Source organism: Streptomyces soli (assembly GCF_003999195.1).
Taxonomy (GTDB): Bacteria; Actinomycetota; Actinomycetes; order Streptomycetales; family Streptomycetaceae; genus Actinacidiphila; species Actinacidiphila soli.
On sequence record NZ_RJVR01000294.1, the window covers coordinates 40,808 to 66,825 of the forward strand.

At 69.3% G+C, this 26,018-nt stretch carries 27 protein-coding genes and 5 pseudogenes; 21 read left to right on the plus strand and 11 right to left on the minus strand.

Features of this window, described 5'->3' with window-relative positions; genetic code table 11:
• The 4 genes from EFK10_RS32915 to EFK10_RS32930 all read left to right on the plus strand — a co-directional run bounded on the left by EFK10_RS32915 (nucleotide 1) and on the right by EFK10_RS32930 (nucleotide 5,397).
• Nucleotides 1-1,020 carry a carbohydrate ABC transporter permease gene (locus EFK10_RS32915; RefSeq protein WP_127359317.1) on the plus strand — a complete coding sequence of 340 codons (1,020 nt, stop codon included), beginning with the start codon at nucleotides 1-3 and terminating at the stop codon, nucleotides 1,018-1,020.
• Entirely contained in the window at nucleotides 1,017-1,880 is an 864-nt protein-coding gene (locus tag EFK10_RS32920) for a carbohydrate ABC transporter permease (protein ID WP_206305678.1), read from the plus strand. Before EFK10_RS32915 ends, EFK10_RS32920 begins: the two co-directional genes overlap by 4 nt.
• Nucleotides 1,877-3,478, plus strand: coding sequence for a glycoside hydrolase family 66 protein (locus tag EFK10_RS32925; RefSeq protein ID WP_127359318.1), 1,602 nt, complete (start codon nucleotides 1,877-1,879; stop codon nucleotides 3,476-3,478). Before EFK10_RS32920 ends, EFK10_RS32925 begins: the two co-directional genes overlap by 4 nt.
• Nucleotides 3,479-3,750: 272 nt before the next feature.
• Complete coding sequence (locus EFK10_RS32930; protein ID WP_240677622.1) at nucleotides 3,751-5,397, plus strand: glycoside hydrolase family 13 protein; 1,647 nt, start codon at nucleotides 3,751-3,753, stop codon at nucleotides 5,395-5,397.
• Here the strand turns inward: EFK10_RS32930 and EFK10_RS32935 are convergent.
• Nucleotides 5,363-5,599 carry a hypothetical protein gene (locus EFK10_RS32935; protein WP_127359319.1) on the minus strand — a complete coding sequence of 79 codons (237 nt, stop codon included), beginning with the start codon at nucleotides 5,597-5,599 and terminating at the stop codon, nucleotides 5,363-5,365. The genes EFK10_RS32930 and EFK10_RS32935 overlap by 35 nt on opposite strands.
• A gap of 8 nt (nucleotides 5,600-5,607) precedes the next feature.
• Between EFK10_RS32935 and EFK10_RS32940 the strand changes: the two genes are divergently transcribed.
• The 3 genes from EFK10_RS32940 to EFK10_RS32945 all read left to right on the plus strand — a co-directional run bounded on the left by EFK10_RS32940 (nucleotide 5,608) and on the right by EFK10_RS32945 (nucleotide 6,611).
• Complete coding sequence (locus EFK10_RS32940) at nucleotides 5,608-5,997, plus strand: phosphatase PAP2 family protein (RefSeq protein WP_240677623.1); 390 nt, start codon at nucleotides 5,608-5,610, stop codon at nucleotides 5,995-5,997.
• Nucleotides 5,937-6,071, plus strand: coding sequence for a hypothetical protein (locus tag EFK10_RS51155; RefSeq protein WP_240677626.1), 135 nt, complete (start codon nucleotides 5,937-5,939; stop codon nucleotides 6,069-6,071). Before EFK10_RS32940 ends, EFK10_RS51155 begins: the two co-directional genes overlap by 61 nt.
• Before the next feature lie 129 nt (nucleotides 6,072-6,200).
• Complete coding sequence (locus tag EFK10_RS32945; protein WP_127359320.1) at nucleotides 6,201-6,611, plus strand: ester cyclase; 411 nt, start codon at nucleotides 6,201-6,203, stop codon at nucleotides 6,609-6,611.
• Nucleotides 6,612-6,988: 377 nt separating this feature from the next.
• On the opposite strand, the gene EFK10_RS32950 is transcribed toward EFK10_RS32945, so the two are convergent.
• The gene (locus EFK10_RS32950) at nucleotides 6,989-7,936 is read right to left on the minus strand and encodes an NmrA family NAD(P)-binding protein (protein WP_322973438.1); all 948 of its coding nucleotides are present in this window, start codon (nucleotides 7,934-7,936) and stop codon (nucleotides 6,989-6,991) included.
• 444 nt (nucleotides 7,937-8,380) lie between these two features.
• Between EFK10_RS32950 and EFK10_RS48940 the strand changes: the two genes are divergently transcribed.
• Nucleotides 8,381-8,668: an undecaprenyl diphosphate synthase family protein gene (locus EFK10_RS48940; protein WP_206305679.1), complete on the plus strand. Its 288-nt coding sequence runs from the start codon at nucleotides 8,381-8,383 to the stop codon at nucleotides 8,666-8,668.
• 206 nt (nucleotides 8,669-8,874) lie between these two features.
• Here EFK10_RS48940 and EFK10_RS32960 read toward each other — a convergent pair whose 3' ends face one another.
• Nucleotides 8,875-9,363, minus strand: coding sequence for a TIGR00725 family protein (locus tag EFK10_RS32960; RefSeq protein WP_322973439.1), 489 nt, complete (start codon nucleotides 9,361-9,363; stop codon nucleotides 8,875-8,877).
• 306 nt (nucleotides 9,364-9,669) lie between these two features.
• On the opposite strand from EFK10_RS32960, the gene EFK10_RS32965 reads away from it, so the two are divergent.
• On the plus strand, nucleotides 9,670-9,933 hold the full coding sequence (locus EFK10_RS32965) for a hypothetical protein (RefSeq protein ID WP_240677624.1): 264 nt from the start codon (nucleotides 9,670-9,672) through the stop codon (nucleotides 9,931-9,933).
• The gene (locus EFK10_RS32970) at nucleotides 9,930-10,304 is read left to right on the plus strand and encodes a PIN domain-containing protein (RefSeq protein WP_164836247.1); all 375 of its coding nucleotides are present in this window, start codon (nucleotides 9,930-9,932) and stop codon (nucleotides 10,302-10,304) included. The genes EFK10_RS32965 and EFK10_RS32970 overlap by 4 nt, the downstream gene beginning before the upstream one ends.
• Nucleotides 10,305-10,660: 356 nt before the next feature.
• Here EFK10_RS32970 and EFK10_RS32975 read toward each other — a convergent pair whose 3' ends face one another.
• Nucleotides 10,661-12,349 carry a DNA alkylation response protein gene (locus EFK10_RS32975; protein ID WP_127359323.1) on the minus strand — a complete coding sequence of 563 codons (1,689 nt, stop codon included), beginning with the start codon at nucleotides 12,347-12,349 and terminating at the stop codon, nucleotides 10,661-10,663.
• 112 nt (nucleotides 12,350-12,461) lie between these two features.
• Between EFK10_RS32975 and EFK10_RS32980 the strand changes: the two genes are divergently transcribed.
• The 3 genes and pseudogenes from EFK10_RS32980 to EFK10_RS53815 all read left to right on the plus strand — a co-directional run.
• On the plus strand, nucleotides 12,462-13,238 hold the full coding sequence (locus EFK10_RS32980; protein ID WP_127359324.1) for a PaaX family transcriptional regulator C-terminal domain-containing protein: 777 nt from the start codon (nucleotides 12,462-12,464) through the stop codon (nucleotides 13,236-13,238).
• 33 nt (nucleotides 13,239-13,271) lie between these two features.
• Nucleotides 13,272-14,051, plus strand: a complete 780-nt coding sequence (locus tag EFK10_RS32985) for an SDR family NAD(P)-dependent oxidoreductase (protein WP_127359325.1) — start codon at nucleotides 13,272-13,274, stop codon at nucleotides 14,049-14,051.
• A gap of 206 nt (nucleotides 14,052-14,257) precedes the next feature.
• A pseudogene (locus EFK10_RS53815) lies at nucleotides 14,258-14,523 on the plus strand (hypothetical protein); the annotation flags it as partial.
• A gap of 48 nt (nucleotides 14,524-14,571) precedes the next feature.
• Here EFK10_RS53815 and EFK10_RS32995 read toward each other — a convergent pair.
• Entirely contained in the window at nucleotides 14,572-15,516 is a 945-nt protein-coding gene (locus EFK10_RS32995) for an aldo/keto reductase (RefSeq protein WP_127359326.1), read from the minus strand.
• A 169-nt stretch (nucleotides 15,517-15,685) separates the two neighbouring features.
• On the opposite strand from EFK10_RS32995, the pseudogene EFK10_RS53545 reads away from it, so the two are divergent.
• Nucleotides 15,686-15,874 (plus strand): annotated as a pseudogene (locus EFK10_RS53545) (hypothetical protein); the annotation flags it as partial.
• Between the two features lie 142 nt (nucleotides 15,875-16,016).
• Here EFK10_RS53545 and EFK10_RS33005 read toward each other — a convergent pair.
• Nucleotides 16,017-16,316, minus strand: coding sequence for a hypothetical protein (locus EFK10_RS33005; protein ID WP_407647198.1), 300 nt, complete (start codon nucleotides 16,314-16,316; stop codon nucleotides 16,017-16,019).
• A 35-nt stretch (nucleotides 16,317-16,351) separates the two neighbouring features.
• On the opposite strand from EFK10_RS33005, the pseudogene EFK10_RS51165 reads away from it, so the two are divergent.
• Both EFK10_RS51165 and EFK10_RS52340 read left to right on the plus strand, forming a co-directional pair.
• Nucleotides 16,352-16,540: pseudogene (locus tag EFK10_RS51165) on the plus strand (IS256 family transposase); the annotation flags it as partial.
• A gap of 129 nt (nucleotides 16,541-16,669) precedes the next feature.
• Nucleotides 16,670-17,080 carry a DUF4333 domain-containing protein gene (locus EFK10_RS52340; RefSeq protein ID WP_265737584.1) on the plus strand — a complete coding sequence of 137 codons (411 nt, stop codon included), beginning with the start codon at nucleotides 16,670-16,672 and terminating at the stop codon, nucleotides 17,078-17,080.
• A 12-nt stretch (nucleotides 17,081-17,092) separates the two neighbouring features.
• Here EFK10_RS52340 and EFK10_RS51175 read toward each other — a convergent pair.
• Nucleotides 17,093-17,279, minus strand: a pseudogene (locus EFK10_RS51175) (response regulator); the annotation flags it as partial.
• A 362-nt stretch (nucleotides 17,280-17,641) separates the two neighbouring features.
• Here EFK10_RS51175 and EFK10_RS33025 point away from each other — a divergent pair.
• The 5 genes from EFK10_RS33025 (at nucleotide 17,642) to EFK10_RS33045 (ending at nucleotide 22,002) form a co-directional block, all read left to right on the plus strand.
• Nucleotides 17,642-18,460, plus strand: a complete 819-nt coding sequence (locus EFK10_RS33025; RefSeq protein ID WP_265737582.1) for an SAM-dependent methyltransferase — start codon at nucleotides 17,642-17,644, stop codon at nucleotides 18,458-18,460.
• 300 nt (nucleotides 18,461-18,760) lie between these two features.
• Nucleotides 18,761-19,750, plus strand: a complete 990-nt coding sequence (locus EFK10_RS33030; RefSeq protein ID WP_127359328.1) for an AraC-like ligand-binding domain-containing protein — start codon at nucleotides 18,761-18,763, stop codon at nucleotides 19,748-19,750.
• A 277-nt stretch (nucleotides 19,751-20,027) separates the two neighbouring features.
• Nucleotides 20,028-20,525, plus strand: a complete 498-nt coding sequence (locus EFK10_RS33035) for a peptidoglycan-binding domain-containing protein (protein WP_127359329.1) — start codon at nucleotides 20,028-20,030, stop codon at nucleotides 20,523-20,525.
• 372 nt (nucleotides 20,526-20,897) lie between these two features.
• On the plus strand, nucleotides 20,898-21,656 hold the full coding sequence (locus EFK10_RS33040; protein WP_127359330.1) for a DUF899 family protein: 759 nt from the start codon (nucleotides 20,898-20,900) through the stop codon (nucleotides 21,654-21,656).
• A gap of 58 nt (nucleotides 21,657-21,714) precedes the next feature.
• Nucleotides 21,715-22,002, plus strand: coding sequence for a hypothetical protein (locus tag EFK10_RS33045; RefSeq protein ID WP_127359331.1), 288 nt, complete (start codon nucleotides 21,715-21,717; stop codon nucleotides 22,000-22,002).
• 56 nt (nucleotides 22,003-22,058) lie between these two features.
• Here EFK10_RS33045 and EFK10_RS33050 read toward each other — a convergent pair whose 3' ends face one another.
• The 4 genes and pseudogenes from EFK10_RS33050 to EFK10_RS33060 form a co-directional block, all read right to left on the minus strand.
• Nucleotides 22,059-23,780, minus strand: a complete 1,722-nt coding sequence (locus tag EFK10_RS33050; protein ID WP_407647197.1) for an MFS transporter — start codon at nucleotides 23,778-23,780, stop codon at nucleotides 22,059-22,061.
• Nucleotides 23,781-24,722: 942 nt separating this feature from the next.
• Nucleotides 24,723-24,899: a hypothetical protein gene (locus EFK10_RS48950; RefSeq protein ID WP_206305684.1), complete on the minus strand. Its 177-nt coding sequence runs from the start codon at nucleotides 24,897-24,899 to the stop codon at nucleotides 24,723-24,725.
• 29 nt (nucleotides 24,900-24,928) lie between these two features.
• Nucleotides 24,929-25,075: pseudogene (locus tag EFK10_RS53820) on the minus strand (IS1380 family transposase); the annotation flags it as partial.
• Nucleotides 25,076-25,196: 121 nt separating this feature from the next.
• Nucleotides 25,197-25,853, minus strand: a complete 657-nt coding sequence (locus EFK10_RS33060) for a GntR family transcriptional regulator (RefSeq protein WP_127359334.1) — start codon at nucleotides 25,851-25,853, stop codon at nucleotides 25,197-25,199.
• Nucleotides 25,854-26,018 lie beyond the last annotated feature (165 nt).

Genomic DNA, 26,018 nt, shown 5'->3' on the forward strand with positions numbered 1-26,018 from the left:
ATGACCACCCACCTCGACTCCGAGGCCGCCCCGCACACCGGCGCGGCCGGTCACCCGCCGGCCAAGGACCGGCCCGCGATCGGCGGCCGGCTGCGTATCCGTCCTCCGCAGGGCGGCCGTAGGCGCAACAGCGCCACCCAAGGCGGCGCCGCCCGCACCGCTTTGACCTTCATCGCGCCCGGTTTCCTGCTGTTCGCCGCGCTGATCATCTACCCGATGGTCAAGGCGTTCCAGATGAGCTTCTACGACTGGAACGTCGTCGCGGGGGCAGCCAGCGACTTCACCGGCTTCCACAACTACGTCAAGGCGTACCACGACCCGGTGTTCTGGCGGGCGGCCGCCAACAGCGCGGTCTACATGGCCCTCACGGTCCCGCCGCAGGTCGTGCTCGGCCTGCTGGTGGCGATGCTGCTGAACAACAAGGCGCCGGGTCGGGCCCTGTTCAGAGTGCTGTTCTACCTGCCGGTCGTCACCAGCTGGGTGGTGGTCTCGCTGCTCTTCCAGTACCTGTTCGCCGACAGCGGGCTGGTCAACTGGATGCTGCACGACGTCACCCACCTGACCGCCAAGCCCACACCGTGGCTGGCCGGGCGGTGGACCGGGATGGCCGTGGTGTCCGCGCTCGGGGTGTGGAAGGGCGTCGGCTGGTCGATGATGATCTTCCTGGCCGCGTTGCAGGGTGTGCCCAAAGAGCTCATGGAGTCCGCCGCAATGGACGGCGCCGGGCCCTGGCGGCGGTTCCGCGCGGTGACCCTGCCCGCCGTGCGGCCGGCCGCCGTGTTCGTCACCGTGATGCTCGTCATCGGCGGGTTCAACGTCTTCACCTCGGTGCTCCTGGTCACCGGCGGCGGTCCGGCGGACTCCACCCAGGTGCTGCTGACATACATGTACCAACAGGCTTTCAAGAACCTGGACTTCGGCTACGGCTCGGCCATCGCGGTGCTGCTCACGCTGCTTGTCTTCGTTCTGTCCATGATCCAGCTGCGGGTGTTCCGCGATGAGCCCGAGGAGGCCGCGTGACCACTGCGGTGCATCCGCTCAGGCGGCCCCGCGCCCGTATCAGGGCTGCTTCGGCCGCCCGGTACGCGGCGCTGATCGCCGGCTCCGCGGTGATGGTCCTGCCGTTCCTCTACATGCTCTCCACCTCGTTCAAGAGCCAGACGTACGTGCTCAGCATCCCGCCGCAGTTCGTCCCGCACCCCGCGACCACCGCCAACTACTCGGCCGCCTGGGCCTCGGACGACTTCGCCCGCTACTTCGTCAACTCCCTGGTGGTGGCCATCTGCACCACCACCCTCAGCCTGCTGCTCAGCTCGATGATGGCCTACGGATTCGCCCGGTTCCGCTTCCGCGGCAGGGAGCTCCTCTACCGGCTGCTGCTGCTCGGCCTGATGATCCCCGCGATGATGCTCATCATCCCGCAGTTCGTGCTGGCCAAGTACCTGGGCCTGATCGATTCGCTGACCGGCCTGGTGGTCTTCTACGTGGCCGGCTCCCTGCCGCTCAACACCTTTCTGCTGCGCGGCTTCTTCGCGGCGATCCCGGTCGAGCTGGAACAGGCCATGCGGGTGGACGGCGCCGGCGCGTGGTCCCGCTACCGGCGGCTCATCCTGCCGCTGGCCAAGCCCGCGCTGGCCACCGCGACGATCTTCACCTTCCTCGCGAGCTGGGACGAGTTCGCCTGGTCGCTGACCATCATCACCACCCCGTCCAAGCAGACGCTACCGCTGGCGATCTCGCTGTTCCAGGGGCAGAACTCCACGCTGTGGAACCTGGTGTTCGCCGCTTCGGTCATCGCGGTGCTGCCGGTCATCGCTGTGTTCCTGATCTTCCAGCGGTACTTCGTGCAGGGACTCACGTCAGGAGCGGTCAAGGGATGACAGAGCTACTGCCCGAGCGAACGGTGTACGTGCCCGGAGCACCCGTACGTGTCGAGGTGCGCGGCTCGGCCGGGCCCGGCACGGTGACGGTACGTCATCTCGGGCGCGTGATGGCGGAAACGTCCGTGGACGGTGACGGGTTCGCCGACCTCGGGGCGTTGCCCGTCGGCGGGTACGGGGTGGAACTCGTCACCGCGGACCGCACCGTGGCCCGTACCGCGGTCCAGGTCGCCGGGGACCCGCGATCAGCGCTCCGATACGGGTTCGTCGTCGACTACCGGCCCGGCCGGGACATCGGCGCCGTCACCGACAACCTGCGGCGGCTGCACCTCACCGCAGTGCAGCTCTACGACTGGGCGTACCGCCACGCCGACCTGCTGGGCGGTGGGCAGACATACCAGGACGCGCTCGGTCAGCCCGTGGCGCTGGACACCGTCCGGGCGCTGATCGAAGGATGCCACCACGTGGGCTCCGACGCCCTCGGGTACGCCGCTGTGTACGCCGTGGGCCCCAAGGAGTGGCCGGGCTGGGAGCACGACGCGCTGCTCACCCCGAGCGGCGAACCCTACGGGCTGGGCGACTTTCTGTTCCTGGTCGACCCCGCGGCCGGGGACTGGCTGGACCACTTCACCGGTGACCTGGCGGACGCCGTGGACCGGGTCGGCTTCGACGGCTTCCACCTCGACCAGTACGGCTACCCCAAGCGCGCGTACCGCCCCGACGGCACACCGGTCGACATGGCGGCCGGCTTCACCACGATGATCGGCCGAATCCGCGGCGAACTCCCCACGGCGCGGCTGGTGTTCAACAACGTCAACGACTTCCCCACCTGGGCCACCGCCCGCACCCCACAGGACGCCGTCTACATCGAGGTCTGGGAACCCAGCACCGGCCTGGAGCACCTTGCCCAGATCGCCACCCGGGCCCGCGCCGACGCCGCGGGCAACCCCGTCGTCATCGCTGCCTACCAGCATGTCTACGACAGCGCGCCGGCCGCCGCGAGCGACCTGGCCACCGCGCTGACCATGGCGACCCTCCACTCGCACGGCGCCACCCACCTGCTGTGCGGGGAGGCTGACCGGATCCTCGTCGACCCCTACTACGTACGCAATCACGTCGTCGAAGCGTCCACCGCCGCGCTGCTGCACCGCTGGTACGACTTCCTGGTCGAGCATGTCGAACTGCTCACCGCGCCCGGCATCGCGGATGTCACCGCGTCCTACGCGGGCGGCTACAACGACGACCTCGACGTGTCGTACGCGGCCACCGCCGTCGGCCATCCGGTGGCGCCCGGCCGGGTGTGGCGGCGTATCACGCAAGTCGGGGACCGGCTCGTCGTCCATCTGATCAACCTGGCGGGCCAGGACGACACCCTGTGGGACGCGCCGCGAAGCACCCCGGCCGACCCCGGTCCTGGCACCCTGCGGATCCGTAAGACCGGACCCGGGCTGCCACGTGTGCGGGTCGCCGATCCCGACCGGCAGCCCCACCTCGTCGACATCCCCGTCACCGACGACGGCGACTACGCCCACGCGACCCTGCCCGCACCCCACCTCTGGCAGATCGTCGTCATCGACCCCGTCTCCGGCAACCGCTGATGCGGGTGTTTTTCACCGTCCACGCCGCCACCGCCGGGAACCGCACCCTGGTCCTGCGGTACGCCAACGGCGGCTCCGACGCGACTCGGATCATCGCCGTCGACGGCCGGCGGATCGCCACACCGACCTTCTCCGCCCAGGGCATGGAACAGCTGGACCACCCTCAGCGTGCCGGTGAACCTCACCCTGGGACTGCACACGGTGGTCGTCTGGACCAACGGCCACGCCAGCGCCATCAATTTCGGCAACCTCATTTTGGGAGCAGGCTAACCTTGTATGAGCTTCCGACCCCGCCAGGACCCCGCTCCTGGTGGCGTGACAGCGTCATCTACCAGCTCTACGTCCGCTCGTTCGCCGACTTCGACGGCGACGGCATCGGCGACCTCGACGGGATCGCCGAGCGGCTCGACCACATCGCCTCGCTCGGTGTGGACGGCCTGTGGCTGAACCCCTGCTACCCCTCGCCGAACCGGGACGGCGGCTACGACGTCGCCGACTACACGGTCGTCGACGAGCGGTACGGCGGGATGGCCGCCTTCGAGAGACTGCGCGACGGCGCGCACGCGCGGGGCCTGAAGCTGTTGATGGACCTGGTACCCAACCACTGCTCGGCGGACCACCCGTGGTTCCGCCGGGCGGTGGCGGCGAGGCCCGGCTCGCCGGAGCGGGGCGTGTTCATCTTCCGCGACGGCCGCGGCCCGGACGGCGCGCAGCCCCCCAACAACTGGCGCTCGACCTTCGGCGGCCCGGCCTGGACCCGGCTCACCGGGCCCGACGGCGTGCCGGAGCAGTGGTATCTGCACAGCTTCGACGCCAGCCAGCCCGACTTCGACTGGTCCGACCCGCGGGTCGGCGCGATGTTCGACGACGTGCTGAGGCTGTGGTTCGAGCGCGGGGTGGACGGCTTCCGCATTGACGTCGCCTACGCCATGGTCAAGCACCCCGACCTCCCCGACCTCGACAATCCGGACGGGGAGAACCCATACACGTGGAATCAGCCCGGCGTGCACCAGATCTTCCGGCGGTGGCGTGGGATCGCGGACTCGTACGGGCGTGAGCTCACGCTGCTCGGCGAGGTGTGGCTGCCGCCGGCGGACGCGGCCGCGTACATCCGGCCCGGTGAGCTGCACCAGGTCTTCAACTTCGACCTGTTGCAACAGCCCTTTGAGGCGAAGGCGTTTCACGCCTCCATCACGCAGTGCCTGGAGGCGCTGAAGGAGGCGGAGGGGGTGCCGGCGTGGACGCTCAACAGCCACGATGTGCACCGGGCGGTGACGCGGTACGGGCTCACCCGGGCGGAACCGCCGGCCACAGCCGATGCCAATGCGCTACGGACCCGGGCCCGCGGGGAAGTGGACGTCGCGCTCGGGGTCGCGCGGGCGAAGGCGGCGGCGCTGCTGGTGCTCGCGCTCCCGGGTACGCACTACCTCTATCAGGGCGAGGAGCTGGGCCTGCCGGAGGTGCTGGATCTGCCGGACGACGCGCGGCAGGACCCGATCTGGGAGCGGTCCGGCCATACCGAGCACGGTCGCGACGGCAGCCGGGTGCCGCTGCCGTGGCGGGCGGACGCCGAGAACTTCGGGTTCGGCCCCGGCGACGGCGCAGCCGCTGCGTGGCTACCGCAGCCTTCGTGGTTCGCCGGGTTCGCCGTCGACCGGCAGGAAACCGACACCGGATCCGTACTCGCCTTCTACCGCGAAATGCTCCGGGCCCGCCGCGACCTCGACCCGTCGGCCCCCTTCGAATGGCTCGAACTCGGCCGCGACGACGCCCTGGCCTTCCGCCGCGGCGCGCACACCTGCGTCACCACCTTCGCCGGCCCCCCGGTCGCCCCCCGCCCCGAATGGGGACCACCGGTCATCTCCAGCGGAAGCGGGGTCCCCCTCACGACATGGCACCGAGCGGTTCCCTCCCGCTGAGGTCCCCCGGACGCCCCGGAAGCCTGGTGTCCGTCTTGCTGTCGGCGTCGCTGGTGACGATCACGTGGTCCAGCATCTCGTCGGCGAGGAGCGTGTGGACGTGGCTGTCGACCAGGGCGCAAGAGCGGGGGTCGTAGTCGTGGCTCTGGTCGACGGGGGCGGATGGGTCACGCACGGTGGCCAGCAGCAGGTCGTAGTTCAACCTGGACCATGCGCGTGCTGCTGCTCGCCGCCATCGTCTTCCTCGCCCCGCGGGGCGCCTGCCGCCAGGCCGTCTGGCTCACCCTCTGCGGCATCCTCGGCTGGGCCCTCCAGCAGGCCGCCAAGGCGGCCGTCGACCGCCCCCGCCCCGACTGGCCCGACCCCGTCGACACCGCCCACTACGCCGCCTTCCCCTCCGGCCGCGCCATGAACGCTGCCATCACCTGCGGCGCCCTCCTCTGGCTCTTCCTCCTGCGCTTCCCCCACTCCCACGCCCCCTGGCGCGCCACCGCCTGGGACCTCGGGCTCGTCTTCGTCCTCGCTTCACCCGCGTCTACCTGGGCGTCCACTGGCCGACCGACGTCATCGCCGGCCGGCTCCTCGGCGCGGCCGTGCTGACAGGGGCGGCCGCGCTCTGCGCACCGTGGCAGGCGGAACGGGCGTCGCCGGACCAGGGGAACGTCCCTGCTTGATGCGGCGCCGTGATCGACTGGGGCCGGCGCGCCACCTCGGGCCATCACCCCTACCGTGGAAGAAAGGAAGGGGCGACCACACAGCCCGGCTATGTGCGCGCCCAGGATCTCGACGTCAGGGAGCGCGCCATGTCGCGCAGCAGCAACCTCGCCATCCTGCAGAACTTCGGATCCGCGGTGAACAGCGGCCATCTCGACGAGCTCGACGCATACGTGGCGCCCGACTCCGTGGACCACGACCCGGCCCCGGGGCAGGTTCCAGGGCCCGAGGGCTATGAAGACATGTTCGCCACGATGAGGCAGGCCTTCCCCGATCTGCACATCGAGGTCGAGCACGTCACGGCCACCGACGACGAAGTCGCGTTCGCGTACACCATCACGGGGACGCATCTCGGTGAGCTGATGGGGCACAGCCCAACGGGAAAGACGGTGAGTTACCGGGGCATGCAGATCAGCCGGATCGCCGACGGCAAACTCGTCGAGCGCTGGGGCAGCAGCGACGAGCTCGGCATGCTGCGTCAGCTCGATCTCACCGAGTGATGGCCGCGCACAATCCGTAGTCGCTCCTGTCGGTTGCAGTACCGGGGTGCCCGTGACAACGGCGCAGTGGTGGGCGCGGGCGGCCTCGATGGCGCCATAGTCGACGCCCTCGGGGTCGCCGGGCAGCTGGTTCTGAGCGATGTCCAGCAGCCACCGCTCGTCGATCGTCAGGATCACGCGGCCTGGCCACCAGCCGTCGCGGGACCGAAGTGCGCGGCGAAGCCGGCACCGTGATCGGCGACAAAGGCGCGCGCGCCTTCCCGGAAGCGGGCAGATGTCGGTCAGCTCTTGGTGCAGGGCGGCGATCCTGCCCGTGTGGGCCGCGTCAGGAGTGCCTATTTTTGGGTGCCGTGAGCGCGTGGCGGCGTGCGCGGCACCTACGCCTGGTGCGTCCTCCCGTGCCTCCCGGGCACACTCACCCCCAGATAGAAGTCCTTGTGCGCGGCCACGAAAGTCTCGATCGTCCGCGCCGGCTCGCCGGTGACGCGCTCGACGTCGTGGGTCGCGCGGTCATAGCGGTTCTCGCGGAGCAACCGGGCCATGGTCGCGATGTGCTGCTCGGTGTGCGGCGGCAGGCCCGCCGCAGCGAGCGCCTCGGCCGCCCACCGGTCCGGCGGGACGTCGAGATAGGCCACCGGGCGGCCCAACGCCCGCGAGAATTCCTCAGCCACGCCGGTCATGTCGAGCGTGCGCGGCCCGGTCAGCTCGTAGATGTGCCCGAGGTGCGGGGCCGGGTCGCGCAGCACTGTCGCCACCACACGTGCCACGTCCTGCGCGGCCACCGGTGACGTGCGGCCGGTACCGAACGGCAAGGCGAGCGTGCCGCTCTCCCGGATCGACCGCGCGGCGAGTGTGGTGAAGAGCGGGTTGTCGAGGAACATCGTCGGCCGTACGTGCACCACCGGCAGGCCCGACCAGTCCAGCACCTGCTCCGCGAGCCAGTGCAGCCGCTGATGTTGCGACTCGGCGACGCTGGTCGCGGTCATCTGCGACACCGTCATCTGCGACATGTCCACCAGGCCGTCGAGTGCGCCGTACTCGCGCGCCACCGTGGCGACCACGGTCGCCGCAAGGAGATGGTCGGGAGACACGCTCATCCCGAAGTACATCCGCCCGGCGCCGTCGAGCGCGTTCGCGACGGTGTCGGGCCGGGTGAGGTCGCCGACCGCCACCTCCGCGCCGAGCGCGCGCAGTTCGTCCGCGCGATGGTCGTCGCGGTGCACCATCGCGCGGACCGGCACGTCCTGGGCCAGGAGCAGGTCGAGGACGGCGCGGCCCACGCCGCCGCCAGCTCCGGTTACGAGAACAAGGGGATTGGGAGCCACGATGAGCCTCCTTACGTGTCGAAGTACCACCATCCCCTCACCGCCCGGCAAGCGCTCGCCGGGGTCGCTTCCCCGGGGACGAGGACGTCGCCCGATGGCGCCGGAACATCACCCGCACATGCCCGGCGCACCCGCCGGCCGTATGTCCGCCGGCGCGGCGGTCGCCACACGCCGGCGAAACGTACGGTTGCCCGATGTCGCCCCATCTGAGGTCATGCACCCGTGACCTGGAGTCCCACGTGGCTTCCGGTGATCGAGCAGGTGGTGGCAGCTCATCTCGCTCGCCCTGATGCCCGCTGGCAGGTGCGAATCGCAGGAACTTTCGACGCGCTGCCCGACTCCACGGCACATGCGCTTAAGGAAGCGGCGACACGTGACTGCACCACCGGATCGCAAGTCACGCTCGCCATCGGGTACGGCGGAAGGCAGTAGGTCATCGACGCCATGCGCGAACTGCTCTACGAAGAGGCGGCAGCCGGGCTCACCGTCGAAGACCTCGCAGCGCGCCTGACGATGGACGACATCACCCGACACCTGTACACGGCTGGACAGCCTGACCCGGACCTCGTCATCCGCACCAGCGGAGAGCAGCGCATGTCGAACTTCCTGCTGTGGCAGAGCGCCTACTCGGAGTTGTACTTATGCGAGGCATACCGGCCCGCTTTCCGAGAGATCGACTTTCTACGTGCCCTGCGCAGCTATTCAGTTCGGCAACGTTGCTACGGTGCTTGAGGCGACGTAAGCAGCCCCGCCCGATCGAGGACGGGGCGGCTCGGGTATTCGGCTCGTGCTCTTGCCCGTCGTTCACCGACGGACGGGGCCCGGGGACGGTCGGCCGCATCAGCTCGGGTGTTGTCGCGGCTGCTCAGCGCTGTACGAAGACGTCGACGCTGGCGAGGTCCTGGTCCAGGGTTACGCGGTCACTGACCCAGCGCCGGTCACCGACCCAGCGCGAGCCGCACAGCCTGTTGCGGGGTGTGTGCCAGGCCGGGCCCGGGGACGGGCCGGTTCTGCGCGTCGGTGATGTGCCAGCCGCCGAGGCTGATCACCGGCCCGATGCCGCGCCGCAAAGCGATGGCGATCTCCGAGAGCGTTCCCCAGGAGCCGCCGACGGCGATGACGGCGTCCGCGGAGCCAACCAGGATGCTGTTGCGGGCCTGGCCCATACCGGTGACGACGGTGGCAGCCAGATGGGACGAGGCCTCCGACCGGTCGGTGCCGGAGAGGATCCCCACCACGAGGCCGCCCTCGTGTGACGCCCCCTCAGCGGCGGCGTCCATGACGCCGCCGTAGCCGCCGCAGAGCACCACCGCGCCGGCCCGCGCCAGCAGCGCGCCGACCTCGCGGGCCGCTGCTGACTCGGCCACGGTGCATACCGCTGGCCCGCACACCGCAACCTGGATCACCTGTCCAGACTGCCATGACACGACCGCCCGTGTTGAAGTCGCCGAATTCCCTGGCGGGCAGAAGTCGGTCCACGGCGCGATTCAGGGCGCACGGGCGTTCCCGGGGGCTGCCTGGCAACCGTCGGCGGCCAGGAGGTGTCCTCGCGGCGGGTGAGGGGCTGGTCGGCAGGCTGCTGCCGGCGGCGGTGTCCGTCGCGCAGGTCCTCGGCGCGTGGGGTGTACAGGGCGAGCGCCTCTGTGATGGACACCCCAGCATCTGCCTCCTTCGGGGCGCTGTCGGGCGCAGCGGGATGGTGCCGAGAGTTCTACCGGCGGTAGAATGCCGGTATGAGCAGCATGAGCAAGCCGACGAGCATCAAGACCAGTGAGAGGGTGCGCGACCGGCTGCGCGTCCTCGCGGAAGAGCGTGGCACCACCATTACGGAGCTGCTGGAGGAGCTCGCCGCTCGTGAGCTGACCGATGCCGAGCGGGAGCAGCGTGCTCTTGAGGCTGCTCGCGAGCTCGGGGTGGAGTACACCGAGCAGGTGCAGCAGGTCGGCACGGACGCCTGGGAGAAGATCCGCGCCCACCAGGGCGGCGCCGCAGCATGAGCTTGACGGCTGTCCTGGACCATACGGCTCTGGCTGCTTTGTACCGGGCCGATGCGTTCTTCACCGGCCTGTACATCGAGGCCTCGCGCGGCACGGGCCGCGTCCTGGTCCCGTCGCTGTCGGTCCTGGCCGCCGAGCGGCGACTGGCCGGTGCGGGCCGACACGCCGCCACACTGCGGTTCGCCGAAGCCGTGCCGTTCACCACGGCGCACGCTGCGGATGCGATGGACTGGCCGAGCGTGGACTGGCCGGTGGCTCACGCCGCGGCGATCGCCTGGCACGCGGTCAAGGCAGGCCAGCCCGTCACGGTTCTGTCCCTTGAACCCGAGCTCTACCTGGGGACCGGCATTGCACCCCTGAATCCGAACTGATCAGCCCTTCGGCCGCGGGCGTGACACGACCCGGTCGGGCTGCCGCGCCGCCGCGTCGAGTCGTACGGCCGGTGCCTGGCCCGTGGCCGGATGCGGCACGGCCACCTCCGGACGCCCGGTCTCCGACAGCCTGACTACTCCTGGTGTGCCACAGTGAGGCAGCGGCCCGCCGCCGCCCCCTCGGCGGCGGGCCGCCGTCCGCGGCGTACGCGGCGCCAAGGGCTTCTACGCCGTCTTTACCGGCCTTGTGCTCACCGCCGCCACGGTCGTGCTCATCCCAGGCTCCCCGCTCGGGCCGCCCACGTGTGCGGAACGCGTCCGGGTCTCGACCAGCACCATTCGCGTTTCGTGGGTCCTCAGGCCGTGGCGGGTAGGGCGCGGGCGAGGATCGCGTCGAGGTCGGCGGAGGCGGGAAGGGTGCCGAACGCGTGCCCCCAGTCGCCTCCGAGTCGGGTCGTGCAGAAGGCGTCGGCGACCGCGGGCGGCGCGTGGCGGACCAGGAGCGAGGCCTGCAGGGTCAGCGCCATCAGCTCCACGAGCCGACGGGCTCCGGACTGGACGCCCTCCACGCCGCCTGCCAGGCCGGACAGCTGGTCCTTGAGCCGGCGCACGGCGGCGTCCAGGCGGGCGTCGGCGCCGCGCGCCAGGGAGAGCTCCGAGAACAGGGCCTCGGCCGTGGCGGGGGCCCGTCCTAGGGCGCGCAGGACGTCGAGGGCGTTGACGTTGCCCGACCCCTCCCAGATGGAGAGCAGGGGAGCCTCGCGGTAGTGGCGGGGCATGCCGGACTCCTCGACGTACCCGTTGCCGCCGAGGCACTCGAGGGCTTCGGCGGTGAAGGCCGGGCCCCGCTTGGTGACCCAGTACTTGCCGACGGCGGTCGCGATCCGGCGGAATGCCGCCTCGTGCTCGTCGCCGCGGATCGCGCGGTCGGCCGCACCGGCCAGCCGCAGCGTGAGCGTTGTGGCGGCTTCGGACTCCAGGGCGAGATCGGCCAGTACGTTGCGCATGAGGGGCTGGTCGATCAGCGGCGCTCCGAAGGCGGCACGATGCTGCACGTGATGGCCCGCCTCGACCAGGGTCTTCCGCATGAGCGTCGCCGTGAGCATCACGCAGTCCAGGCGCGTGCAGTTGACCATTTCGATGATGGTCTTGACGCCCTGTCCCTCGGGGCCGACCAGCCAGGCAACGGTGCCGTCGAACTCCGGCTCGGAAGAGGCGTTGGAGCGGTTGCCCAGCTTGTCCTTGAGGCGCTGGATGCGGAACGTGTTGCGGGTGCCGTCGGGCAGGATCCGCGGTACCAGGAAGCAGGACAGGCCGCCCTTGTCTCCGGAGGGGGCTGCCTGTGCGAGGACCAGGAACAGGTCGCACATCGGCGCCGAGGTGAACCACTTGTGCCCGCGCAGGGTGTACACGCCGGGCTCGACGGTGGGCGTGGCGACGGTGGCGTTGGTACGGACGTCGGAGCCGCCCTGCTTCTCGGTCATGCCCATGCCTGCGAGCAGTCCGCGCTTGCCGGTCGGCGCCCGCAGCCCCGGGTCGTAGACCCGGCTGACCAGCAGGGGTTCGTAGATCGCGGCGAGGTCCGGCTGCCGGCGCAGGGCGGGCACGGCCGCGTAGGTCATCGACGTCGGGCAGCCGTGCCCGGCGTCGGTGTGCCCCCACACCAGACCGCCGGCGGTGCGGGCGACATGGGCTCCGGGGCGGTCGTCGGCCCAGGGCGCGGCGCCCAGGCCCTCGGCGATCGCGACCTCCAGCAGGTGATGCCAGCTCGGGTGGAAGTCGACCTCGTCGATCCGGTTGCCGTAGCGGTCGTGCGTCCGCAGTTCCGGTTCGTACCGGTTGGCCTGCTCGCCCCACTGCTGGGCCTCTTCGCCGCCTGCCAGGCGGCCGAGCCGCCGGACGTCCTTTTCGGCCCAGTCGGCACCCTCGCGGCGCAGCCCCTCCAGCAGGGCCGCGTCGTCGGACGCGTCATACGGGGTGAGCGGCGGGGACTGGTTGGTGACCTCATGCGTGTCGGACTGCTCGCGTGCGAGTATCGGGACCATGCGGCCAGTGTTGCACTATTTCTACAACTGAAGCAATCATGTAATACGGAGGTGTGGTGCGGATCCCCACCTGCCTGCGCGCTCGTGCCCCTGGCCGGGCACAATGCCGTCCATGCGGATGAACGCGTCACTGTCGCCGGGCGAGGTCGGTCTGCGCCCCTTGTCCGCGCGGTCGGTCGTCCTGAGCCTGCTGCTGGGCCTCCACCCGCCCGAGCTTCCGGTACGGGACCTGGTCCGCACCGTGGAACCGTTCGGAGTCGCCGGCTCGGCACTGCGGGCCGCGCTCAGCCGGATGGTGGCGGCGGGTGACCTGCACCGTACGGACACGGTCTACCGGCTCAGCGACAGGCTGCTGCAGCGTCAACGCCGCGTGGACGACGCCGTCCACCCCAGGACCCGGGCGTGGAACGGCGACTGGGAGATCCTCGTCGTCACCGCGACAGGACGCGAGCCGGCCGAACGAGCCGAACTCCGCGCCGAGTTGTCCGGCCTTCGGCTGGCGGAACTGCGCGAAGGAGTATGGCTCCGGCCTGCCAATCTGCTGCGGCCACGGCCCAGCCACGTCGCAGAACTCGCCCAGTGCTTCACCGCCAGGCCCGAGCAGCCCTCGCGCGCCCTGGCCACGAGTCTGTGGGCGCTCGACACGTGGGCCGAAACGGCCAACGCTCTCCTCACCCACTTCGCGGCGGTGGAGCGGCCGGCCGATCGCTTCGCCACCGCCGCGGCCATGGTCCGGCATCTGCTCACCGACCCCGTCCTGCCCGACGAACTCCTGCCCGCCGACTGGCCCGCGCCGGCCCTGCGTACCACGTACACGGACTACCGGAGCGAACTGACCGAAGCGGTGCGGACCGGCCGCGGGAACACAGGGGCGGGTCCAGGTGCTTGAGGATCATGCGGGGAGCGCTGAAAGGGAATCACGGTGGATCTTGAACTGACTGGTCGGCGTGCCGTTGTCACTGGCGGGAGCCGGGGGATCGGTCTGGCAATCGGCCGGGCATTGGCAGCCGAGGGGGCCGATGTGGCACTTGTCGCGCGAGACAACGACGCTCTTACGAGGGCTGCCGAGCAGGTCGCTGCGGAGAGCGGCCGCCGAGTGATCGGTGTACCTGCCGACACCGGGGACGACCAGTCCGTGGCCGCGATGGCCGGGGAGGTCGTCCGGCAGTTCGGAGGCGTCGACATTCTCGTCAATGCCGCAGCCACCCCTAACACCGGAGGTTTCTCCGAGGACGCGTTGGAAGGCGAGATCAATGTCAAGGTCCAGGGATACCTACGCACGGCACGTGCCTTTGCGCCCCTCATGACCGCTCAGGGCTGGGGTCGCATCATCAACGTCGCCGGCCTTGCCGCACGCCAGACGGGTTCGGTGGTCGGATCCGTACGTAACGTCGCAGTGGCCGCACTGAGCAAGAACCTCGCGGATGAACTCGGCCCTCAAGGCGTGAACGTCGTGGTCGTACACCCTGGCGCGACGCGTACCGAGCAGACGACGCAGGTGCTCACCGCTATGGCCGACGCCCGAGGCACCAGCGTGGAGGAGGTGGAGCGGGCGATGGGGTCGACGGTGTCGATCGGCCGTCTGGTGACCGCGCAGGAGGTCGCGGCTGTGGTCACCTTCCTCGCCAGCCCGAAGAGCGTCGCGCTGAACGGCGATCCGATCGTCGCGAGCGGCGGTACCCGAGGCACCATCCACTACTGAGGCCGTCGGCGCGGACGACGACGCCTACCGCTTAGCTTGGCTTTAAACCCCACCAAGATCGTTTCTTGGTGGGGTTTAAAGCCAAGCTAAGCCTGTCGTTTAACGTCCGGGTCCGAAATGGGACTCGAACCCGGTCGCTCACCTGGGCATTCGCCGGACGCGTCGGTGGCCCCGGCCTGATCCTGTGCTCCGACCAAGGACGTACGCGGGCCGGCCGTCAGCGCGGCATCGAGGCCGAAGTGGAGCGACTCGCGAGGTCTTCCGCGGCGACTACGCCCACCAGCCGCCCCTGGTCGAGCAGGCCCTGGGCAAGCAGATGCTCGCCATCCTCCGCCAGTTGCTCGAGATGTTCGAGGCCTACCCGGCATACCGGCTGGTGGTGAGCGTCTACGGCGCGACGCAGGAGAGCTTCGACGGGCTCACCCAGCGGCGCGGATCGTGGCAGGCCTTCCAACGCGGCATGGCCGCAGCACGGCCCCTGGCCCGGCGTGTACGCCGGGCCAGGCGTCAGGCGCGTGCCTCAGGCGGAAGCGGCAGTGAGCTCCGCCAGTTCCTCGGCGGTCAGATCCAGCTCCACTCCCGCCAGTAGTGCGGGCAGCTGCGCGGTCGTCCGCGCGGAGGCGATCGGCGCGACGACGGTCGGCTGCGCCGCCAGCCAGGCCAGCGCGACGCTCGCGACCTCGGCCTCGTGGGCCTCGGCAATCTTGTCCAGCGCGGCCAGGACCCTGAGACCCCGCTCGGACTCGAGGTACTTGCCCGCGCCCTCGGCCCGCGCGCTGTCCACCGGGGTGCCCGGACGGTACTTGCCGGTCAGGAAGCCGGAGGCGAGTGCCCAGTAAGGAACGGCCGAGAGGCCGTACTCGGCGACGGTGTCCCGGAGCGGACCCTCATAGGTGTCGCGGGAGACCAGGTTGTAGTGGGGCTGAAGTGCCACGTACCGGGCCAATCCCTCACTCTCCGAGAAGGCCAGCGACGCGGCCAGCCGCTCCCCGGTGATGTTGGAGGCCGCGATGGCGCGGACCTTGCCCTCCTTCACCAGCTGGTCGAGGGCGGTGATGATGTCCTCGACCGGCACGGTCGGGTCGTCGAAGTGCGTGTAATAGAGGTCGATGTAATCCGAGCCCAGCCGGCGCAGCGACTCCTCGGCGCCAGCCTTGATGGTGGCCGGGGCAAGCCCCTTGTAGTCCGAGTGTTGACCCACCTTGGTGGCGACGATGATGTCGGAGCGGTTGCCGCGGGCGGCCGTCCACCTGCCGATGATCGTCTCCGACTCACCGCCCTTGTTGCCCGGTGCCCACTCGGAGTAGACGTCGGCGGTGTCTATGAAATTGCCGCCGGCGGCGGCATACGCGTCGAGTACGGCGAAGGACTCCGCCTCGTCCGCGGTCCAGCCGAAGACGTTGCCGCCGAGGGAGAGCGGGAAAACCTGGAGGTCAGAATTGCCCAGCTTACGCAGATCAGTCATAAGCAAGATCAACCCCGCGCCCGGAGCTCTCTATTCCCGTTTCCGGGATCTGTTCACGTGCCGGAAACCCGGAAGGGTGGCCGCCTGGCCCGGCAGGCCAGGGACCAGGCTCGCTGCCGGGCCAGGGACCGGGCGGCGCGGATCGCGGTGCGTGCCGTGGGGCCGGCGCGGCACCTACCGGGAGGTCGCCTTGCGTCTGCCGGACAACGCTCAGATCGTTTTCGACGACGACGGCCGTCTGCACTTCGCCGCGCTGGAGCCGGAGCCCGAACCGGCTTCTTTGCTCGATCTGCGGGCGGCGGTGAACGCGCTGCTGCCCCGTGTCGACCCGCCAAAGGTACTGGTGGAGGTGTTCTCCGCGCTCTACATGCTGATCCTGCTGAACCAGCTGATGGAGTCGCATTGCGGGCTGAGTCACGCGGACCGGCGGCTCAGAACGGCGGTTCGTCGAGGAAGGGGGCGGGTCGAAGCAGCCGGATGCGGAGAGCTCGGCGATCTGCTCAGCAGCCGCACGCATCCATCTCCGGGAACGGGCCGCCGGTCCACCAGCCGCCGTCGCCGTGGCAGCAGGGGCAGGAGCGGCGGACCTTGGGGGACTGCTCGATCTGGTGCCGGGAGACGGACAGCGACCAGGCGCCGGCCTTGAAGGCGTACGCGGTCCGGGCGAGCGCGACCGACGCGGTGACGCCAGCCAGGGCGGCGGTTCGGTACGCATCCGGGGGGTCAGGTACGGGCCGGGAAGGGCTGGACGCGGATGCTGGCGCAGTAATCGCCGCCGCTGTCGCCCTCGTGCGGGGCACGGCCACTGGTGCTACGCAGGTCCGCGAGGACATTCGGGTCGACCTTCGCGACGGTGCGCCTGCGCACGAAGGTCACCAAGGGCGCCGGCAGCCGGGCCGCCGGACTGGCCGTGGTCTTCAAACTGCTCGAGTCCGCCCAAGCCCGCTGGCGGGCCGCGAACGCACCCCACCTCGTCGCCCTCGTCCGGGCCGGAGCCCGCTTCGAACGCGGCCACCTCGTCGAACCCCGAAACCCTCGCGGCATGAACAACCTCAACTGTTCCATGGAATCTGACAATTGCTCAACGGGAGCCATCGCTGATCACGACGTTAGGGTGTCCGGCATGAGCCGCATAGCGTTGAACGATGCCACGATGCACTACGACGACCAGGGGCCGTGGGACGGGCTGCCGGTCGTCCTCGTTCATGGTCATCCGTTCAACCGCACTCTGTGGGGGCCGGTGGCCAAGGCTCTGGCGGCCGACGCGGTGTGTGCCTGGAACTTTCTGGACAACGCGTCGGTCGCCACCGCGAGCGGAGCGGACCACATGGTGCCGCGTGCGGAGGTCGAGAAGCTGGCCAAGGCCAACTACGCCCACTTCCTCAGCGGCGACCAGGCACCGCAGTCCGTGAGCTGCCCGCGCGGGCTGCGCGCGACGATGGATGACACCGTGCGGTGCACCGCTGTCTTCAAGGGCGTGCGAAAGACGATGGCGATCTCCGTGACCGGAGTGAACGGCGACACGGTGAGCTTCGACTACGGCCAACTGAAGAATGGCAAGTAGCGGACCGGAGCGAGGGGGAGTGGCGGATGGCAGCCGGCCAAACCGGGTCACCTCCAGCCCGTCGAGCTTCGGCATCCGGATGTCGACGAGGCACACGTCGGGGCGCAGCCTCCAGGCCCTCCGCGCCGTCGGCCGCCTCGCCCACGACCTCCATGCCGCGCTGGGTCTGGAGGATCAGCCGGAAGCCGGTGCGCACCATCTCCTGGTCGTCGGCGATCAGAACCCGGACGGGGTCGGCCGGCCCGCTGGTGTCAGTCAGGCGGGTGCCGAACCGGCGCCACCAGACCAGAAAGCCCACGAGTACGCCGAATCCCAGGAACGCGAGTCCCAACGGCCTTTGAGATCCCGCAATACGGACCCTGACCTCCGGCAACTTCCATGGCAGACTTGGGACATGAAGATCGCAGAGGCGGCTCGCCTGAGTGACGCGCGGTCGGGCGGTGCCCCCACCGCTTTACGCATGGTGCTCGAAAGGCAGCTCCAGGACCTGCGGGGGAAGGCCGGACTGTCCTACCAGCAGGTCGCACACTCGCACGATTTGAAAGACCACCGGAGGACCGCGTGACCGACCAGGGCTTTCCCGCCGCCGACATAGACACCAGCAACCCGCACCCGGCCCGAATGTACGACTTCTACCTCGGCGGCAAGGACCATTACGAGGTCGACCGGGCGGCCGCGTCCAATGTCGTGTCCGTCTTCCCCAGCATCAAGACATGCGCGCAGGTCAACCGGCTGTTCATGCACCGCGCGACCCGCTGGCTGGCCGCCGAAGCAGGCATCCGTCAGTTCCTCGACATCGGCACCGGCATCCCGACCGAGCCGAACCTCCATCAGATCGCTCAGGACGTCGCCCCGGATGCCAGGATCGTCTATGCCGATAATGATCCGATCGTCCTCACCCACGCCCGGACGCTGCTGCGCAGTACCGCCGAGGGCCGCACGGCCTACATCCATGCCGATGTGCGGGAGCCCGAGTCCATCCTGACCGCCACCGAGTTGCACGCCACCCTCGATTTGAACCGGCCGGTGGCGCTCTCGCTCAACGCCGTGCTGCACTTCGTCCCGGACGAATTCAAGCCGTACGACCTCGTCGCAGCTCTGGTCGACGCCCTGCCCTCGGGCAGCTACCTCGTCCTCTCACACTGCACAGGGGATTTCGCCCCCGAGACGTGGGAGAAAATCGCCGACGTCTACCGCAGAGGCGGCATACCTGCGCAGGTGCGCTCCGCAGGCGAAATCGCACGGTTCTTCGACGGCTTGGAACTCCTCGAGCCGGGCCTGGAGGTACCGCACCGCTGGAAGCCCGACCCCGGCCAGCCCCTGACCGACGTCACGGACGCCGAGGCATCGTTCTACACGGGCGTGGCCAGGAAGCCCTGAGCGGACCTTCAACACCGCCCCAGCCACGTGCCCGGCGGCATGGCCCAGCCTGCCGCTCTCGCCCAGGCTGGTCGGTAGCGACCGGCCCGGCTGTGGGAGCCACGTCTGCGGGCTGCCCTCGCCGCAGCGCAGAGCGCGGCCGCCCCCGAGTATCCGTGAGCCAACTGGGCCTGATGGCACTACGCCACGCTATAGCACCCCTCTCCCCGACGGCGGCTGGCTTGAGGTCAAGGCCAGCAACACCGAGCGGGAGCCGGCGTTCGAGCGAAGCCACGCTGACTTTGAACAGGGGGAGATCGAATGACCGTGACTAGCTACACCACTGACCGCCTGCTGCCAGCCGACCGGTTCACGTGGTGGCACGATGTTACGGTGGCCACGCTGATTCCTACCGTGCTGGGCAGCGCCCACGCAGCCGACTTCCGAGCGGCGGCCGAGGTGCTGGACCTCGGAGCCGGGCAGATCACGTCCATGAGGTACCTGCCGCTGACCAGCGCGCGGACACCGAAGCTGATCCGGCAAAACGATCCCGAGTACTACCAGTTGTCTCTGACGGTGCACGGAAGGATGGGACTGTCCCACTCCGGCCATGAGGTGGCTCTAGGCACCGGCGACCTGGTGCTCTACGACTCCTCTCGGCCATTCGACGGATGGGCGGCATCCGAGACCGGGGCCGTGGCTCATATTGTGGCTCAGGTCCCGAAAACCCTCGTGCCGATCCGGCCCAATCGCGTCGACCGCCTGATCGCCACCCGGATACCGGGCGACCGGGGATTCGGCGAACTACTCGCACAGTTCCTCACCCAGGTGACGGCCAAGGCGCACCAGTACCGGCCTTCCGACACCGGCCGCCTGTCGACCATAATCCTCGACCTGCTCGCGGCCACTGTGGCTCAGCGCCTCGACGATCACAGCACACTCGCGCTGGAAAGCCGCCAGCACGCCCTGTTCCTGCGCGTCCAGGCCTTCATCCAGCAGCACCTGGGCGACCCCGAGCTCAGCCCCGGCCTGATCGCTGCCGCCCACCACATCTCCACCCGCTCCCTGCACCGCCTCTTCCAAAACCAGGACACCACGGCGGCCGCATACATCCGCCAGCAACGTCTCGAACGCGCCCGCCGTGACCTGGCCGACCCCCTGCTGTGTACCCGGCCCATCCACGCCACCGCCAGGAGGTGGGGTTTCACCCGCCCTGCGGACTTCACACGGGCCTTCCGCACCGCTTACGGCATTTCACCCAAAGAGTTTCAGAACACGGTCCTGCACAGCGACATTGGCACGCAGCGCTAAGCGGCTGGCGTCCACCGCGAACGACACAGGCACTGGCACCCCAGCAGACTCACCAGGCAGGCAACTGAACGATGCCCAGAATTTCTCGCCGGAGCTCATCCGGTGAGAAGAGCCGGACATTTCACAGGGAAGCGACGGACGGCGAAATTCAGGTCAGAAACCGACAACGGCGGAACTTCTCCCCCGCGGGGGACGCCCGGCATCCCCGCCTCCGTAGCTTCATGGGCATCGCAACCAAGAGGCCGTCCATCGGGGGCCGGCCTCGGAAGGAACAGACATGTCCCTACGCAAGCACACCGCGATCGCCGCCTTCGTCCTGGCGATCGGCTCAGGTCTGGCTCTCGGCCCGACCGCCTCGGCGACCTCCGCCCACGGCTACCTCGACGGTACCGGTGCCCTCACCAACGACTGGGGAGACGAAGGCACGCTGTCCACCACCGCCTATGCGCACAGCAATCTCGCGGCCGCGTGGCAGGGCGTGCTGTACGCGGACGGGTACCTCAGCGCGTCCGGCATCGACTGCCGGTTCGGCCGGGCCACGAAGAACGCCACCGTCAAGTGGCAGAGGGCGCACGGCCTCACCGCCGACGGCAAGGTCGGCCCGAAAACCTTCGGCAAGGCGGACAACAAGCTCTACAGCAACAGCGGCAACGTCTTCTACGACGGCACCAAGCGGGACGTTGTCTTCAGGCGGTCGGCCGGCAAGTACTACCTGTACGACAACGGCTGGAAGCTGGCTTCGTACACCAGGGCCACCCTGTCGCGCTGCAGCTGACGCGCCCGCGAAACGGCGGTGCCCCGCCCTCCACGGGGGAGATGACGGGGCACCGCCCAGGCGTTCGTGCTGCCGTCAGGCGGCCGCGGACGGGGTGATCGAGCCATTCGTAGGTCGAGTCGCCCCACGGCGGGATGTCGATGCTGTCGCCCGACCGTTCACCGATCTGGACCAAGCGCACGCCTGGCGCACCCGCGCGGAGCGCGGCTTCGGCCGGGGGCCAGCGGTGTAGTCGACGATTACGTCGTATGGACCCGCCTGGTCGACGTGGTCCGTGTGGAACTCCCGGGTCGTGGACAGGCTGCGGGCGCTTGGTCTGCCCGCCTCGGGCCCCACCGATGAGTTTTTGCGGGCTGTCGAGTCAGTACGGACATGACTGCTGTATACAAGCCGCCGGTCGTCTCCCGCTTGGAGTGGCTGGCCGCAATCGACACCCTGCGCGACCGGGAGAAGGCGCACACCCGAGAGGGCGACGCGATCGCTGCCGCGCGGCGTCGGCTGCCCATGACCGAGGTAGACCCGTCGACTCCGCTCGTCGGAGGCAACGGAGAAGTCCCCCTGATCGACGTCTTCGATGGCCGTACGCAACTGTTCGCGTCGTATCACATGTGGCACGACGGCCGCCCCGCCGCCGACCAGTGCGAGGGCTGCACCTTCTTCACCGGCCAGGTCCGCGAACTGTCCTATCTGCACCAGCGTGACGTCACCTTCGCTGCCTTCTGCCAGGGCCCCTACGAGGAGTCCGACCGCTACCGCCGCTTCATGGGGTGGGAGATGCCCTGGTACTCCGTACCCGCCGAGTCCCACGAACGGCTCGTCGCCGGTCGCCACTTCGGCATGAAGGCGTGCTACCTCCGCGATCAGGACCGCGTCTACGAGACGTACTGGACCACCGGCCGCGGCGTCGAACCCATGGAGCCCTCATACGGCATCCTCGACATGACCGCCTACGGACGGCAGGAGATCTGGGAGGACTCCCCGGCAGGCCGGCCGCAGCCGTATAAGACCCGCGGCCAGCAGTTCCGCAAGGACGGACGGCCGACCGCGCAATGGGCACGGATCGCTGCCGGGCACGACGACGACCTCCGCGGCGGACCGTCCAGCACGGGCAGCTCGGGCTGCTGCGGCTGAGCCGGGGCCCGACAGCCACAGCGGAACCACCGTCCGAAGACCGCGGTGGGCACACCATGTGTGCCCACCGCGGTCCGCCCTCACCCGATCTGCCGACCGCGCCCTGGCCCAAGACGAAGTGCAGATCGTCAACCCCGACGGCATGGTGCTCGCCGTGGCGACGATCACCGGGATTTCCAAGCACGACGACCGGTACGCCCTGGAAGGCGAGCTGCTGCGTGGTGACGCGCGCGTCGGCCGGATCACCTCGACCCCCCCGGTCGCGGAACTCCGTGGCCTACTTCTGACCGCACAGACCGGCTGGCCCGCCTGGGCCGGGCTACGACCCCGGACGGATTGCGGTTGACCTGGCGGTGATGCTCGCCGACGGAGGCGAGGCCATCTCCGAGTTCGTCCTGCTGCTCAGCGGCGTGCCACGGTTCGACTCTCCGGAACGCTGAAGGCCGGTACGGCGCTGACGACCGGCAGGCGAAGGTCTACCTCCACCGGTTGGTCCTCGGTGAGGAACGACGCCGATGTCGCGTGCGGGGCGTGGCCGGCGGCACGCGCGGACAGGACGTAGTGCCCGTCGGCCGGCGCGGTGAGCGCGAAGTAGCCCTCGTCGTCGGAGAGTGTCGAGCCAGCCTTGCGGCCCCGGCTGTCGATCAGGGTGATTGTCGCCCGGGTCACGGGGGCGCCGGCGACGTCCACGACCCGGCCGTGGAACCCGTCGTTGGCCACGACCGCCGGGAGGACGGCCCGACCCGTGGCGGACTCATCGCCCAGTTCGCTGCTCGCCTCACCGGATACACGGATTTGCTGCCGTCCGGCGGTCTTCTTTCGCGCGGGCAGGGCCACCGCGAGCAGCAGCCCCACGACGACCGCGGCTGTGGCGATCAGGAACGAGACGCGGAACCCGTGCATCGTCGGTACCGTCACAGAGCCGGCGTGCTGCGCCGTGTTGGCCAGCACCATTCCGATGACGGCGCTCGATACCGACGTACCGATGGACCGCATAAGGGTGTTGAGACCGTTGGCCGCGCCCGTCTCGGACGGGTCGACCGCGCCGACGATCAGCGCCGGGAGCGAAGAGTACGCCAGGCCGATGCCCGCGCCGACGATGAAGGAGATGATGACGGTCTGCCAGGCGGCGCTCATCAGACCGAGACCGGCGCCGTAGCCAATCGCGATGATGAGCATGCCCAGCATCAGGGTCGTCTTGGGGCCGTACTTCGCCGACAGACGTGCGTACACCGGAGCGGTGAACATCATCGTCAGGCCGAGCGGTGCCACGCACAGGCCCGCCACGACCATGGACTGCCCGAGGCCGTAACCGGTCGATGTGGGCAGCTGCAGCAACTGGGGCAGCACGAGCGAGATCGCGTAGAAGGCGACACCGACCATGATCGAGGCAAGGTTGGTGAGCAGCACCTCACGGCGAGCGGTGGTCCGCAGGTCTACCAGCGGAGCCTTCATGCGCAGCTGCACCACACCCCAGCCGATAAGCGCCACGATCGCCGTGCCGAACAGCCCCAGGGTGGGGAGTGAGCCCCAGCCCCAGTCGCTGCCCTTGGTGATCGGCAGCAGCAGCAGGACGAGACCGGCGGAGAGGCCGAGCGCGCCCGCGATGTCGAACCGGCCCTCGGCTCGCAAGGAGGACTCCGGGACGACCAGCAGCGTCAGTGCGATCGAGAGGACGCCGAGCCCGGCGGAGCCGAAGAACAGGACGTGCCAGTCCGTGTGCTGCGCGACCAGCGCAGCGGCGGGCAGCGCGAGGCCGCCTCCGACGCCGACGGACGAACTCATCAGGGCCATCGCCGAGCCGAGCTTCTCGGGTGGCAGCTTGTCGCGCATCAGGCCGATACCCAGCGGAATGGCGCCCATCGCGAAGCCCTGCAGGGCCCGGCCGACGATCACGAGGAGCAGCTCGCTGGTGAAGCCGGCGATCAGGCAGCCCACCACCATCACCGCGAGGCTGGTGACCAGCATCCGCCGCTTGCCGTACAGATCGCCGAGTCGCCCCATGATCGGCGTGGCCACCGCGCCGGAGAGCAGCGTTGACGTGAGCACCCAGGTGGCGTTGCTGGGCGAGGTGTTCAGCAGGGTCGGCAGGTCCTTGATGACTGGCACGAGCAGTGTCTGCATGACCGCCACGACGATGCCGGCGAAGGCGAGGACCGGGACGAGGGCTCCTGAGCCCCTCTGCTCCTTGTCCGGGTCGCCGGGTAGCGCCGACAGTGGGATGGCAGCACGGGGGGCTGCCGGCCCGGTGTGCTGGTTCGTCGGTTGGGTCATACGTGAGTCCTCCGAAAGGCAGGCATGCAGGGCGGTGCTCCGGCGACCGGCACGGGGCAGGTGCCCGAGTGTCGGTGGTGCGGGACCGGTGACGGGAAACGGGTGCGGGCGAGACGACGCGCTGTCGGCGCTTTACCGGCGGCTTGAGCCATCCACATACATGCTTCGGGCAACCGCATCGGGAGTTCGGTTATGCCTGGTCACACCGCTGGGAAGGTTTCTTGACCGTCTCATTACGGTGGCCGCCCATTACGGTGGCCCGTGCCACCGGCCACGCTCAAGGCGCCGATCATGTCCTTCCCCACGCTCGGTCCCGTCGACCCGCTCCGCCTGGAGGCCTGTTCACGGACGAGGGCCGGCTGTGCGGGCACCGTCCGCCAGCCTCCCGTGCCTCAGCCCGGCGTCGGCCGCCGCCGTCGTCGCCCAAAACACCGGGCTCGGCGATACCAACCACGGCATCGACCTCGTCATCGGCTACTTCGACAAGCTGCCGCGCTTCGACGTCGCCGAGCAGGCCACCCTCGAAGGCGATGCCAGCGGGGTGCGGCCGCTCGCGTTATGGCCAGCACCACGATGTGCCCCAATGATCATCGGTGGACGCGGCCGTCTCCACACCGGTGCTGCCATCTGCATCACGAACTGCGACTGGGAGCCAGCTCTAGGGAGAACGGCGACGGTGGCCCTACCTGTTCGCCCCCGGGTACGGCCACCGTCTTCATGAAACTCAAGGCACGGACGGCAGGTTGGTGCCGCGGTACGCGGCAAGGACTCCGAACGGCCGTGGACCTCCGATCAGGTGGGCAGGGGCGGCGTGACGCCGTCGGTCCAGTTACCCCGCCGGTCGGCGTGGCGGTCGTCCGTGACGGTGATGGCGTCGAGCTGCGCGACTTCCTCGGCGGTGAGGGACACCTCGGCCGCGAGAGTGTTCTCCTCCACGTAGGCGATGCGCTGGGTGCCCGGGATCGGCACGACGTCGTCGCCCTTGGCCAGCAGCCAGCCCAGCGCGACCTGTCCGCGTCGGTAAAGGCGCCGGTCAGGCCGGTGGCGTCGGCGAGGTCCGCCAGCAGGCGGGATCCGGCATGGCTGACCACTCCGCGGCCGTCGGCCGAGACGACGAGCTTGAGACGCGACCCGGTAGTGTGCACGCAGAAAGTGCCTTCTTGCTGCGGTGACAGAAGCCCTAGACAAGCCTCATCGTCCCAGCTCAGAAGGCACTTTCGTGTTTCCGCTCAAGATCCGGACACAGCCCCAAGTGCAACGCGCAGGCTAGAGCACGGCTCGCATTTCGTCAGCGAAGACGGCCAAGTGCTGTACGGCAAGCGCCTGTGCCCGGTCGCTGTCGTGGGCCTTGATGGCGTTGACCAGTTCGCGCTGTTCGGCGAGGTGGGCGGCAAGATGCGGCAGGCGGTCGAGGGTGAGGTAGAGCATGCGGAGCGAGAGGTTGAGATACTGGTTAAGCGTCGCCTCCAGATAGGGGTTGCGCGTGGCGTGGTACACAGCGCGGTGCAGCGACACATCGATTTCCAGCAGCCGTCGGTTGTCATCGGAGTCGCGGTGCGCGTCCAGGATCCGCTCCAGGGCATCGACGTCGTTCTGGCTCGCGCGGCTGGCGGCGGATGCCGCCGCCAGGCCCTCCAGCGGAAGGCGGACTTCGGAGATGCGGCCCAGATCAGTGATGTTTACGTCCGTCGCGAAGGTGCCGCGGCGGGGGTAGATCGCAGCGAGCTTCTCCAGCTCGAGCCGCTTGATCGCCTCGCGGACCGGTGTGCGCCCCATCTCGAGGAGCCGCATCAGGGCTTCCTCGTTGATGAGCGATCCGGGCGGAATCTCCAAGGTGATGAGCAGATCGCGGATCGCGGCGTACGCCTGATCCGACAGCGATGCCCCCAATGATCTGCCTTCGTCCGCCAGACCCATCTGCATTGCCGCTGCTTCCGATCGAGGTGGGCGGACGGCCGCGCGTTACGCGGCTGACACGCAGGCGTTATGGCGCTGAGATAAAGGCACCATATGGTCTGGTATATCAGTTCGGCAGGTACTAATCCATCATCGATTGTCGGTGTACGGACGAGCGCGGAACGGAGCCCG